The organism is Allobosea sp. 10L417 (genome assembly GCF_056395485.1).
In genome coordinates this window covers 1142028-1155137 of record NZ_JBFTJP010000001.1, presented here as the reverse complement: position 1 = coordinate 1155137, position 13110 = coordinate 1142028, and the positions used below count along the sequence as shown (strand labels likewise).

Genomic DNA, 13110 nt, shown 5'->3' with positions numbered 1-13110 from the left:
AACGATGAGCTATCTCAAGATCGACCACGTCGACAAAAGCTTCCAGCGCGGCGCCGCCACCACGGAAGTGCTCAAGGAGATCAACCTCGTCATCGACAAGGGCGAGTTCGTCTCGATCATCGGCCATTCCGGCTGCGGCAAGTCGACCCTGCTCAACATCGTCGCCGGTCTCACGCCGACAACGACCGGCGGCATCCTTCTGGAAGGCAAGGAGGTCAACGCGCCGGGGCCGGACCGGGCCGTGGTCTTCCAGAACCATTCGCTGCTGCCCTGGCTCACCGTCTACGACAATGTCGCGCTCGCCGTGAACAAGGTCTTCGGCGGCTCGAAAAGCCGGGCCGAGCGGCATGGCTGGATCATGCACAATCTCGACTTGGTCCAGATGGCCCATGCCAGGGACAAGCGGCCGGCCGAGATCTCCGGCGGCATGAAGCAGCGCGTCGGCATCGCGCGCGGGCTCTCGATGGAGCCGAAGATCCTGCTGCTCGATGAGCCCTTTGGCGCGCTCGATGCGCTGACCCGCGCCCACCTGCAGGACTCGGTGATGCAGATCCACGCCGCGCTCGGCAACACCATGATCATGATCACCCATGACGTCGACGAAGCCGTGCTGCTCTCGGACCGGATCGTGATGATGACAAACGGCCCCTCCGCCCGCATCGGCGAGGTGCTGGATGTGCGCCTCGCCCGCCCGCGCAAGCGGCTCGAACTGGTCTCGGACCGCACCTACATCGCCGCCCGCGAGGCGGTGCTGAAGTTCCTCTACGAGCGCCACCGCTTCGTCGAGGCGGCGTGAGGTGTCATCCCGCGCGCGCTGCGGCACGAAAGTGCTGCTGCGCAGATGCGGGATCGCAAGACGAGAAGGCGCCGACAACGGCGCTTCATCCTGAGGACGGTCCCGGATCGCCGCTTCGCGTCGTCCGGGATGACCGAGGATCACCATGAGCGACGATTTCACTCCCGAGCAGAAGCGCTATCTCGAAGGCTTCACCAGCGGCATGCAGTCGGCGCGTACGGCGCGCGGTCTCGCTCCGCTGGGCGGGGCGGGCGGCGCTTCGGCCAAGCCAAGCGGCCCCGACAAGGAACATGCCGAGGCGCAGGCGCGGACGGTCGCCGCCGGCGGCAAGCTGGTCGATCAGGAGAAGTGGAAGGCCGCCGAGCACCCCTTCGACGCTTATGCCCGCTTCAAGGAACAGGCCGGTGCCGGCGTCTATCCGAAGCCGGAGGACAATTTCCGCTGGCGCTATCACGGTCTGTTCTACGTCGCGCCCGCGCAGAACAGCTATATGTGCCGGCTGCGCATTCCCAACGGCATCCTTAAGGCCTGGCAGTTCGCGGGCGTCGCTGATCTCGCAGAGATGCTGGGCGGCGGGTATTCGCATGTGACGACACGCGCCAATCTCCAGGTGCGGGAGATTTCTGCCGAGGATGGAGCATCGTTTCTCGAAGGCCTTACCGATCTCGGCCTCACCGCCAAGGGCTCGGGCGCCGACAACATCCGCAACGTCACGGGCTCGGCGACCGCCGGCATCGATCCGCTCGAACTCCTCGACACGCGGCCGCATGCCCGGGCCTGGCACCATCACATCCTGAACGACCGCTCACTCTACGGGCTACCGCGCAAGTTCAACGTCGCCTTCGACGGCGCGGGCTCGATCGCGACGCTGGAGGACACCAACGACATCGGCTTCCAGGCCATCGAGGTCGGGGAGGGCGCCATCTTCGAGGGGCAGCCGATCGCGCCCGGCATCTGGTATCGCCTCGCGCTCGGCGGCATCACCGGGCACAAGGACCTCGCCCGCGACACCGGCGTGATCGTCGCTCCGTCCGACGCGATTGCTGTCGCGGATGCGATCGTGCGGGTCTTCATCGCCAACGGCAACCGCACCGACCGCAACAAGTCGCGGCTCAAATACGTGCTCGACGCCTGGGGCTTCGACACCTTCCTCGCCGCCGTCGAGGAGAAGCTCGGCCGCCGGCTGATCCGGCTCGACAGCGCCTTCGTCAAGCCGCGCCCGGTCTATGACCGGCTCGCCCATATCGGCGTCCACGCCCAGACCCAGCCCGGCCTCAACTGGATCGGCGTGGCACTCCCGGTCGGCAAGCTTACGGTGCAGCAGATGCGCGTCATCGCGACGATCGCGCAAGACTGCGGCGACGGCGATATCCGCCTCACCGTCTGGCAGAATCTGCTGATTTCCGGCGTGCCCGACGCGAAGGTCGAGGATGTGCTCGCCAATCTTCAGGCCATCGGCCTCTCCGCCGAAACCTCGGTGCTGCGCGCCGGGCTGATCGCCTGCACCGGCGCGACCGGCTGCAAATTCGCCGGCGCCCACACCAAAGAGGATGCGCTCGCCATCGCCGCCCATTGCGAGCCGCGGATCACGCTCGACCAGCCCGTCAACATCCACCTGACCGGCTGCCATAATTCCTGCGCCCAGCATTATATCGGCGATCTCGGGCTGATCGGCGCCAAGGTTCCGGTCAGTGACGAGGGCGACACCGTGCCCGGTTACCATGTCTTCGTCGGCGGCGGCTTCGGCGTCGAGGGCGGGATGGGCCGGGAATTCCGCACCAATGTGAAGGCGGAGGATGCACCGGCTGTCGTCGAGGCGATCCTGCGCAGCTGGCAGACGCATCGCGCCGCGCCGGAGGAGAGCTTCGTCGCCTTCGCCCGCCGCCATGACATCGCAGCCCTGCAAGCCCTGGTCGAGCAGATCGGAGACGCGGCATGACCGCCCAGAGCCCGAACCCGATCGTCCAGGTCCTGCCGGAGACCGCGCCCTTCAGCGAGGAGCAGCGCTCCTGGCTGAACGGCTTCTTCGCCGGGCTGCTCTCGCTCGACAATGCCGGCGTGACCGCTTTGTCGCCGGCCGAGAACGCGGCCGTCATGGCCGAGGCCGAGGACGGGGCGCCCTGGCACGATCCCTCGCTGGAGATGGCCGAGCGCATGAATCTGGCCGCGGGCAAGCCGCTGCCGCGCCGGCTTTTCGCGGCGATGGCCCAGCAGGATTGCGGGCAATGCGGCTATATCTGCGAAACCTACTCCGCGGCCATCGCCTCGGGAGCCGAGGGACGGCTCAATCTCTGCGCCCCCGGCGGCAAAGAGACGCTCCGCCAGCTCAAGTCGTTGATAGAGGAGCGCGGCGCCGATACGCCGGCAATCCCGGCCGAGACCGCACCCTCTGCTGAGCTTGGGCCGAAGGGGCGCTGCCGCGAGGCCCCCGCGCTCGCGACCTTTCTCTCGCGCCGCAAGCTGAACGGTGAGGGCTCGGAGAAGGAGACCTGGCATGTCGAGTTCGACCTCTCCGAATGCGGTCTCGACTATGTCGTCGGCGACGCCTTCGGCATCGTCGCACAGAACGATGCCCGCCTCGTCGATGCGGTGATCGCTCTGCTCGGCGCCCGGCCCGATGCCGGAATCGGTGGCAAATCCTTGCGCACGAGGCTCCTGGAAGACTGCGCGCTCGGGCCGGCGCCGGACGCGCTGTTCCAGCTGATCTCGTACGTGACGGGCGGGGAAGCCCGTGCCAAGGCCCGGCGCCTTGCCGCCGGAGAAGATCCCGATGGCGACCTCGACCGGCTCGACGTGCTCGGGACGCTGCACAAATTCTCGCAGGCACACCTGTCGGCGGAGGCTTTCGTCGAGGCGCTAGACCCGCTGCAGCCTCGGCTCTACTCGATTTCCTCCTCGCATGTCGCGACGCCCGGCCGCATCACACTGACGGTCGATGCTGTCCGCTACAAGGTCGGCTCGCGCCCGCGCTGGGGGGTGGCCTCGACCTTCCTCGCTGAACGCGTCGCCCCCGGCGACAAGGTGCCGGTCTACGTCCAGCGTGCGCATGGCTTCGGCCTGCCGGTCGATCCGGCGACACCGGTCATCATGTGCGGACCCGGCACGGGCGTCGCGCCCTTCCGCGCCTTCCTGCACGACCGGCAGGCGACGAAGGCGGCGGGCCGCAACTGGCTGTTCTTCGGCCACCAGCGCCGCAGCTGCGATTTCTTCTACGAGGACGAGCTGCAGGCGATGAAGGATGCGGGGTTCCTAACCAATCTCACGCTCGCGTGGTCGCGCGACGGCGAAAAGGTCTATGTCCAGGACCGCATGCGCGAGCGCGGCGCCGAGCTCTGGGCCTGGCTCGAACAGGGCGCGCATTTCTACGTCTGCGGCGATGCCAAGCGCATGGCCAAGGATGTCGAGCGCGCTCTGGTCGATGTCGTCGCGGAGCATGGCGGCCGCTCCGGCGAGGAAGCAGTCGCCTATGTCGCGTTCCTGCGGAAGGCCGGGCGCTACCAAGCTGATGTCTATTAGAACGCCCGGCTCGCAAGCGGTCCGGAATCAGCTTCCTCTGCAATGTTGCGGCAAGCATCGGGGTCGATATCGGGCAAAGTTCAGCCCGACGCGAAGCCCATGCCGCAGCCGTCAGCGCCTCCAGCCACTGCCAAGCCCGATGCAGGCGCCTCGCTCATGCGCGGCCGCTAAGGACCCGGCATGCGCATTCTGCTGGTCGAAGACGAACCCGAGATGGCCAGTGCATTGCGCACGGCTCTCGGGCAACGCGACATGGTCGTCGATCATGTCACCACTCTGGCCGAAGGCGAGGAAGCGATCGCGGCCGGCGTTCACGGCGCGGTGCTGCTCGATCGCAATCTGCCGGATGGCGACGGGCTCGATCTTCTTCCCCGCATACGCGCCCGGAAACTCGCCGCTCCCGTCATCGTGCTGAGCGCGCGTGGCAACATCGAAGAGCGGGTCGAGGGGCTCGACACGGGCGCCGACGACTATCTGGCCAAGCCTTTCGTGATCGACGAACTTCTCGCCCGCTTACGCGCCGTACTGCGCCGATCGGCAGAGGTGGCGCCGGACCTCCTGCGCATCGGCGTTTTCGAATTCGACTGGCGAAATCGCAGCGCAAGCGTGGATGGGCAGGTCCTCGATCTGCCGCGGCGCGAGTTGTTGGTGCTGGAGAGCCTGCTGCGCCGTCACGGCCGCACCGTCCAGCGCACGACATTGGAAGAAGCAGTCTACGGCTTCGATGACGAAATCCAGTCGAACGCCCTCGATATGCATGTCTCTCGTCTGCGCCGGAGGCTGAGCAATGCGGGGGCGGAGCTCGAAATTCACGGGATCCGGGGTATCGGCTATCTGCTGAAGCGGGTGGCATGACCTTCCAGGCACCGCGCGCCCATTCGCTGAAGTGGCGGCTGGTGCGCCGGCTGCTCGCGCTGCAAGCTGGTCTGCTTTCGCTGCTGATGGTGTCGATCATCGCCGCGCTCTATCTCGGCGGCCATCTCCTCAACTTCGAATCCGAAGACATTACGATCGACGCGCTGAAGGACGCAGTGTTGCGCGACACCAATGGCAGCCTGGCGATCCGCGAGACGCCGGAGCTGATCAAGCTGCGCGCCGAGGTGCCCGACCTCTGGTACATCGTGCGAGACCGGCAGGGGCGCCAGCTTGTCGAGGGATCTCCGCCGTCTCATTTCGCGCACATCGGCGATGCGCTGGATGAGATCGGCGTTGCCCGCCTGGGTTGGAACCTGGGGGACCCGCCGCGCGCGAACGCCCAGATGCGCTGGATCAGGAGCGCAGCTGGCGACATCCAGGTCGTGACCGGTCCCGGAGGCGAGGCGCCGCTCCGCTGGCTGATCCAGGGCACTCTCGTCGTCTTCGCGAGCTTCGTGTTGCCCGCGCTGGTCGTCATGGCCCTGGCGACCCTGATCGCGACGCCCATTGTGGTCAGTCGGGCACTAGGCGGGCTTGGAACCGTTGCTGCGGAGGCGGAGCGGATCGACATTGACCGCCAAGGCACCCGCCTGCCGACGGTGCTGACGCCAACCGAAGTCACGCCGCTCGTCGATGCGGTCAATCGCGCCCTGCAACGACTGGACGAGGGGCATTCCCGGCGAAAGCGCTTCCTCGCCCACGCAGCTCACGAGTTGCGGACGCCGATCGCGATCCTGCAGACCCGGCTCGAGACCTTGCCGGGTTCCGCGGAACGCATCCGGCTGCTTGAGGATATTGCCCGCCTCGCCGTGATGGCCGAGCAGTTGCTCGATCTGCAGCGTTTGGAACGTGCTCCCGACGCCTTCGTCAGGCTCGACCTCGTCGCGATCGGCCGACGCGTCGCCATCGATCTCGCGCCGCTTGCCATCAACGCCGGCTACGCGCTCGCCTTCGATGCCGACGCCGAGCGGGTTGAGGTCATCGGAGACGCTGCGGGGCTCGAACGGGCGCTGGTCAATCTGGTGCAGAATGCCATCCAGCATGGCGGCCGGCGCGGCACGATCACCATCGCGGTAGGGGCCGAGCGCATCATCGATGTGATCGATGAAGGTCCGGGGATCGCAGCCGAACAGCGCGAGCGGGTCTTCGAGCCCTTCTCCCGCCTCGCCCATCAGGACCGGGGCGCGGGCCTCGGACTGCACCTCGTGCGGGGAATTATCCAGTTGCACGGCGGCGTAATCGCAATTCTGGATCGATCGCGCGGAACCTGTTTCCGCCTGAGCCTGCCGATGCCGACCTGAACACCTCAGGCTCAGCGCGGGCATAATGCTGAGATAATCGAGCAAGGCGAGATCTCCCGCAGCCCGGGCGTCTCGACAAGAGAAGACGGCGGGCGATGGAGATTGCGCCCGCATGGTTCTCAAGCCGCCAAGCCAGCCGACTGCCGGCTGCTGGAAGAAGGCATTCAAGGTTTTGGGAGCAGTGGCGCTGTCGGTCGACCTGACGGCTTGCGCAAGCCCCTCCAATCCTCCCTCGAACGTGCCCTTGACGGACATCACGGCGTCAATAGGCGCGCGCTCATCGACCGTGCGTCCGCGAAAAACTGCCGTCGTGCTGGCTCTGTCAGGCGGAGGGGCCCGTTCTGCCGCTTTCGGATACGGCGTTCTGTCGGCGCTCGCCGAGCAACAGGACCCCGAGGAAACCGGCCGGACCCTCGCCGACGATATTGCAGTGGTGGCCGGCGTTTCGGGCGGCGGCATGCTGGCGGCCTATCTCGCCTTGCACGGCCCGTCGGGCATACCGGCCTTCAAGCACGATTTCCTCGACCGGGATCCAGAAGCGTCGCTGCGGACCGCCATCACGCCGGACAATCTGCTGCGCGGCTATCGCGGCGGCATCAATGACCTCACCGGCTTGGCGGCTTGGCTCGATGCCCATCTCTACCATGGCGCAACGCTCGGCGACCTCGAACGCACGGGAGGGCCGCGCCTCCTGCTGCACGCGACGGACCTCTATAACCGCGCACCCTTCTCCTTCGATCGCGCGAGCTTCCGCACGATCTGCAGCGACTACAACAGCTTCCCGCTATCTCATGCCGTCGCGGCATCGTCAGCCGTGCCGGTCTTGTTTGCGCCAATCGTCCTGGAAAACTTCAACCCGGCCTGTCCGCTTGTTCCGGGCGTCCCTGCGACGCCGGCAGCAAGTTCCGCGGTCGTGTCCCATCTTCAGGAAACGCAAGCGCGTTACGCGACGGCTCCTGACCTGCGCTACCTCAAGCTGCTCGATGGCGGGCTCGTCGACAATCTGGCCACCCAAAACCTCATGAAGTCGATGCGCGGACCGGCGCCGTCGCCGCTCCCGGAGGCGACCGCGCGGGAGGTGAGGCGCATCGTCGTGATCGTAGCCGACGCCTCGCTGCGCGTCGGCGGCGACATGTCGACGACAACGGACGGCCCGGGAGCGCTGGACGCCATCACGGCCTCGATCGACGCGATGATCGACAATTCAAGCCGGGCCAGTCTCGACAGGCTGCAGGAAGAGACCGGGCGCTGGCGGCAACGCCTGATCCGCTGGCGTTGCGATGCCGTGCGAACACAGGATTGCGACAAGCTCGAGGTCAGGCTCGTAAGGCTGTCCCTGGCCGATATACGCGCGCCCGAGGCGAGAGCCCGCATTCTCCGGCTCCGCTACAAGCTTTCGCTCAAGGCCGACGAGGTCGATTTCCTCTCCGGCCTCGGGCGCGACCTTCTCGCTGCCGGTCTCCGGCACGATCGGATCATCGCCACGCGGTGATCCCGATTGCGGAGCCCTATATCGCTGACCGCGCGGAGGGCGTTTGCCGGACCGCGTGACCGATCCCCGCTATGCGTCTAGCGGGAAGATCGGGCGGCGCGCGCGGCGATAGGGCAGTTTGGTGAGATCGGGCGTGCAGAGCGCGCCACTGTCGCAGACGATGACCTTGCCAGCGATCGGCTCGAAGGCGGCACGGAAATGCTGCATCGACTTCAGCGCCACCACGCGCTTGGCAGCGGGATCGATCCCGAAAGCGCGGAATTGCTGGAGATCGTTCATCTGCGCGCGGATCGTCGTGACGAGGATCTCGACGTCGCCGACGTGCAGGACCGCGCAGGGGCCCCAGCTCGCATGCAGCCCGCCCATCATCGGCCCGTCGCCGACATAATCGCCGTCGCTCAGGCTGAGGAGCGTGCCGGTGAGCGCAAGCGGCCCCCCGCCAATCTCAGGGTCGACCTTGCCGCCGAGCCGGATGGATACTGTCGAGCCCGGTTTGGCCCGGTGCAATTCGGCCGCAGCCTCCGGATCGACGATCGGTCCGAAGCAGGCATCTTTCAGATCGGCCGCGATCATGCCTTTCAGCAGTCCGGTCGCGTCGCCATAGCCGCCGCCACCGGGATTGTCGGCATAATCGGCGATGATGAGCGGGCCGGAAGTCGCGACATAGCCGGCCGCCTCGGCAACCGCCTCCTCGACCGTAAGGAATGGCGTGACCTTGTCGTGGCGGCGCTGCCACATATCCTCGACGAGCGCTTCGGCAAAGGCACTGTGGCGCTCGTGATCGCCCTGGCAGGTGACGAGGACGGTCGGGCCGACCTCGGCGATATCGGCGTTGCCGAAGCCGCCATTGACGCTGACCGCGAAGACATCGGCCTCCTCCTCATAGGCCTTGGCCTTGGCGATGCGCTCGACCATGGGGCCGATATCGGTGCGCCCGCCATTGACCTCCTCCAGCATCGGCCGCTCGGCGCGCAGCGTCACCGGCCTGATTTCCCCGGCCATCGTCCGCTGCATGATGCCGGCCGCCAGCCGCCCGGTCTCGCGGACATCGACATGCGGATAGGTCTTGTAGGAGACGACGATATCAGCCAGCTCCGTCATTTTCCGGGTGACGTTGGCATGAGGGTCGAGCGTGATGCCGATCGGCACGTCGCGTCCGAGCACGGCGCGCAGGCGCTCCAGCAGTTCGCCTTCGCCATCCTCGCAGAAACCCGTGACCATCGCGCCGTGCAGGCCGAGCAGCACACCATCGATCGCCCCGCGATGCGCCTTCGCCGCATCGACGATGACGCCGGCGATGTGATCGAAGGCCTCGCGCGTCACCGGGCCGGAGGGCTGCGCGGCGGCGCTGATCGCATGGACCACCTGCCAACCGGCCGGGCGGCCGATATCGAGGAAGCCGGCGATCGGCGTATTGGCCTCGCCGCGCTCGGCGATGGCAGCCTCGCCCAGGCTGATGCCGCGGTCCTCGAAGGCGGACAGGTCGGCCGGGCAACGGCTGAAAGTGTTGCTCTCATGCGAGAACTCGGCGGTCAGCACGGTGAAGGTCATGGCGTTCCTCGCGGTTTTTTCTGCTTCTCGGTGGTGGCAGGCGTCAGCCGTCGCGCAGCGGCCGGCGGATATCGAGCGCCTCGATCAGCGCGTCGCCGAACAGGTTGATGGCGATCACGGTCGTGGCGATCACGAGGCCGGGAAAGATGATGATCCAGGGCGCGATGAAGATCTGGGCGGTGCCGGAACTCATCATCGCACCCCAGCTTGGCACCGGCGGCTGGGCTCCCAGCCCGAAGAAGCCGAGCGTCGCCTCGAGCACGATGGCATCCCCCGTCGCCAGCATGCCCGCGACGATGACCGGCGTCATCGCGTTCGGCAGCAGATGCAGGAAGAGCACGCGGGCGGGGCTGGCACCGGCCGTCACGGCGGCATCGACGAAGAGCTCTCCTCTCAGCGCCATGACCTGCGCTCGCGTCAGCCGGGTGAACTGGGCGAGATAGGCGATGGCGATGGCGATCGCCGTCGAATGCAGGCCCGGCCCGAGGATGGCGATCAGGATCAGCGCCAGCAGGATCTCCGGAAAGGACCAGGTCAGGTCGACCACGACCGTGACGGCCCGGTCGAACATGCCGCCGAAATAGCCGGCAGCGGCGCCAAGCGTCGCCCCCGCGATCACCGAAAGGGCGATGGAAAGCACGCTGACGCTGAGCGAGGTGCGGGCGCCCTGGATGATGCGCGAGAGCAGGTCGCGCCCGAACTCGTCGGTGCCGAGCCAATGCGCAGCCGAGGGGGGCGTGTTGGCGAGGCTGAGCTTCTGCGCGGCATAATCATAGGGCGCGATCCAGGGTGCGAAGATGGCGCAGAGCACGAGCGCGATCAGGAACAGGGCGCAGAGGGCGCCGCGCGGCGAGCGCGCGAGCCGGGACACGAGGGACGAACGGCTCATCGGGCACCCATCGCTTCGCGCAGGCGCGGGTCGAGCGCCGCCTGGGCGAGGTCGCCGAGCAGCGTGCCGAGCATCACCGCAATGGCGAGCATCAGGAGGCAGCCCTGCACCAGCGGATAATCGCGCTGCCCGAGCCCCGTGATCAGCAGGGAGCCGAGGCCCGGACGGGCGAAGACATATTCCACCGTGACGGCGCCGCCGAGGATCCAGCCGATGCGCAGGCCGAGAATGGTCATCACCGGCAGCATCGCCTGCTGGAGCACGTGCCGGAGCTGGATGCGCCAGAACGGCAGCCCCTTCGCCTTGAGCACGCGCACGAAGTCCCGGCCGGATATCTCGACCATCGCAGCGCGGGTGACGCGGGCGATCAGCGCCGTGCCGCCAATGCCGATGGTCAGAGCCGGCAGCACCAGCGCATCCCAGCTCCGGGCGCCCGAGACCGGGAACCACTCGAATTGCACCGCGAACATCAGGATCATCAGCAGCGCCAGCCAGAAGCTCGGCAGCGTCGAGCCAAGCAGGATGAAGCCCATCACGGCCCGGTCGAACAGGCTGTCGCGGAAGGAGGCGGCCAGCACGCCCGCGGTGATACCGACGGTGGTGGAGAACAGGAGCGCCGTGCCGCCGAGCGCGAGGCTGTGCGGCATGTTCTCGGCGATCAGCTGCGCGACCGGCTGACGCATCACGATGGCGTCGCCGAGATCGCCGGTCACGACCTTGGCGAGCCAGCGCCCGTACTGGACGAGCAGCGGCTGGTCGAGGCCGTAGCGGGCGATCATCTGCGCTCGCTGCTCGGGCGACGAGCCGACCTGGATCAGATGCTCCAGCGGGTCGCCCGGCACGAGATGGATGATCATGAAGATCACCAGCGAGACGGCGAGGAACACCGGCACAAGCATGGCGAGCCGCCGGATCGCGAAACGCAGCAAGGGTCTCTCCCGTGTGCGGCCGTGGCCTGGAGCATCGGACCGAAAAGTGGGATCCACTTTTCGGAAGAATCCGATGCGGCAACAAAGAAATTGGTCGCCGTTATCGCGTCCTGTCGGACGCGGCGATCAAGGCTCAGTTCGCCGGGGCGATGTCGAGCATGGTCGGCCCGTAGAGCCCGGTGCCGCGGATCTTCCCGGGCATCGCGATGCGCTTGCCATAGGCGAGGCTCTGCGCCGGCTGGTAGATCGGCACGAACGCGTACTGCGACAGTACGTACTCATGATACTTGGTGAAGTTCGCGACGCGCTCGTCCCAGGTCTTCGACTTGTTCATGGCGATGTCGTTCAGCCGCTCCGCCTCGGGATCGTTGAACATCGAGACATTGGGGTAGCCGGCGCGCTTCGCAGCGAAGAACCAGTCGACGATATCGGCATTGGTCCACTGATAAGAGCGGATCGCCAGCTGGTGCTCGGTCTTCTTGCGATACTGCGCGTTGATCGAGCCGGCATCGATGATGCTGATATCGGCCTGCACGCCGACAGCCTTGAGCTGGGCCTGGACGATCTCGACGAGGCGCTTGAACTCGGTGCCGTTCTGGGTCCAGAGCTTCACCTCGAGGCGCTTCCCGTCCTTGACGCGGATGCCGTCGGGGCCGGCCTTCCAGCCGGCGTCGTCGAACAGCTTCTTCGAACGCTCGGGATCGAAGGAGATCTTGAACTTCGGATCGACCTGCGACTCCTTCAGCGAAGAAATCAGGAAGGTGTCCGCAGCCGCACCGTTGCCGCCATAGAGGCTGGTCAGGATCTCCTTCTGGTTGACGGCGAAGGCGGTGGCTTCACGCACCTTGATGTCGGTGAACGGCTCGACGCTGGTGTTGATCGGCATATAGACCAGCTCGTTGCCGGGAATGGTGACGAGCTTCACCGCCTTGTCGGCCTGGATGCGCGGCAGGAAGTCGGTCGGGACATTGACGAGCAGGTCGGCGCCGCCGGTCTTCAGTTCGAGATAGGCGGTCGATTCCTCGGCGATCTCGCGGAAGGTCAGCTTCTTGAACTTGGCCGGCCCCTTATTAGCCGACAAATCCGACGCCCAGGCATAGTCGTCGTTGCGAACCAGCACGGTCTGCTGGCCCACGGTGAACTGCTGCATCTTGTAGGGGCCGGTGCCGACGGCCTCCGTCACGCCGAACTTGTCGCCGAGGGCCTGATAGGCCTTGGGCTCGGGAATGCACATGAAGGAGCTGGCGAGGTTGAACAGCAGGTTCGGGTCGGGATGCTTCATGTGGAAGCGCACCGTCAGATCGTCGACGACCTCGACACGGTCGACCGCCTCGACGGTGAAGGCGTTTTCTGTGCCCTTGAACTGCGGCACCCACCATTCGATCGTCCTGGCATTGAACGGCTCGCCATTGTGGAACTTCACGCCGGGCTTCAGCTTGAAGGTCCACTGCATGCCGTCGGGGCTCGCTTCCCACGACGCAGCAAGCTGTCCATGGAAACTCTGATCGGCATCCTGCACGACCAGCCGGTCGAAGATCAGCGTGGTGGCGGTGTTGAGCTTGGTCGCCTTAACCGGATTGTAGGTCGGCGCGCCGACGAGGCGCGCGGTCATCACGAACGTCGCCTCCTGCGCCGGCGCGGCGGTCGCGGCGAGGGAGACGAGGCCCAACGCCAGAAGGCTCCCTTTGATCATCGTCTTCATCCCGTTTCCCCTTATGTTT

General features: G+C 66.4%; 10 protein-coding genes. 6 read left to right on the top strand and 4 right to left on the bottom strand.

All coding sequences use genetic code 11. The features are described from left to right. Positions 1 to 4: 4 nt before the first annotated feature. The 6 genes from AC1DE3_RS05815 to AC1DE3_RS05790 all read left to right on the top strand — a co-directional run bounded on the left by AC1DE3_RS05815 (position 5) and on the right by AC1DE3_RS05790 (position 8020). Positions 5 to 796: an ABC transporter ATP-binding protein gene (locus AC1DE3_RS05815; RefSeq protein WP_441510524.1), complete on the top strand. Its 792-nt coding sequence runs from the start codon at positions 5 to 7 to the stop codon at positions 794 to 796. Positions 797 to 941: 145 nt separating this feature from the next. Then, positions 942 to 2735 (top strand): NirA family protein, encoded by a 1794-nt coding sequence (locus tag AC1DE3_RS05810; RefSeq protein WP_476779896.1) that lies wholly within the window; start codon positions 942 to 944, stop codon positions 2733 to 2735. After that, positions 2732 to 4312 carry a sulfite reductase subunit alpha gene (locus tag AC1DE3_RS05805; protein ID WP_441510526.1) on the top strand — a complete coding sequence of 527 codons (1581 nt, stop codon included), beginning with the start codon at positions 2732 to 2734 and terminating at the stop codon, positions 4310 to 4312. The genes AC1DE3_RS05810 and AC1DE3_RS05805 overlap by 4 nt, the downstream gene beginning before the upstream one ends. A 180-nt stretch (positions 4313 to 4492) precedes the next feature. Next, complete coding sequence (locus AC1DE3_RS05800) at positions 4493 to 5167, top strand: response regulator transcription factor (protein WP_441510527.1); 675 nt, start codon at positions 4493 to 4495, stop codon at positions 5165 to 5167. Further along, positions 5164 to 6528, top strand: a complete 1365-nt coding sequence (locus tag AC1DE3_RS05795; protein ID WP_476779897.1) for a sensor histidine kinase — start codon at positions 5164 to 5166, stop codon at positions 6526 to 6528. The genes AC1DE3_RS05800 and AC1DE3_RS05795 overlap by 4 nt, the downstream gene beginning before the upstream one ends. Before the next feature lie 112 nt (positions 6529 to 6640). Continuing rightward, entirely contained in the window at positions 6641 to 8020 is a 1380-nt protein-coding gene (locus AC1DE3_RS05790) for a patatin-like phospholipase family protein (protein WP_476779898.1), read from the top strand. 69 nt (positions 8021 to 8089) lie between these two features. Here AC1DE3_RS05790 and AC1DE3_RS05785 read toward each other — a convergent pair whose 3' ends face one another. The 4 genes from AC1DE3_RS05785 to AC1DE3_RS05770 all read right to left on the bottom strand — a co-directional run bounded on the left by AC1DE3_RS05785 (position 8090) and on the right by AC1DE3_RS05770 (position 13091). Then, positions 8090 to 9571 carry a M81 family metallopeptidase gene (locus AC1DE3_RS05785; protein ID WP_441510530.1) on the bottom strand — a complete coding sequence of 494 codons (1482 nt, stop codon included), beginning with the start codon at positions 9569 to 9571 and terminating at the stop codon, positions 8090 to 8092. Between the two features lie 43 nt (positions 9572 to 9614). Next, positions 9615 to 10460, bottom strand: coding sequence for an ABC transporter permease (locus AC1DE3_RS05780; RefSeq protein WP_441510531.1), 846 nt, complete (start codon positions 10458 to 10460; stop codon positions 9615 to 9617). Further along, positions 10457 to 11389 (bottom strand): ABC transporter permease, encoded by a 933-nt coding sequence (locus AC1DE3_RS05775; protein WP_441510532.1) that lies wholly within the window; start codon positions 11387 to 11389, stop codon positions 10457 to 10459. Before AC1DE3_RS05775 ends, AC1DE3_RS05780 begins: the two co-directional genes overlap by 4 nt. A 133-nt stretch (positions 11390 to 11522) precedes the next feature. Next, a complete protein-coding gene (locus tag AC1DE3_RS05770; protein WP_476852195.1) occupies positions 11523 to 13091 on the bottom strand; it encodes an ABC transporter substrate-binding protein in 1569 nt (522 codons plus the stop codon). Between the last annotated feature and the right edge of the window lie 19 nt (positions 13092 to 13110).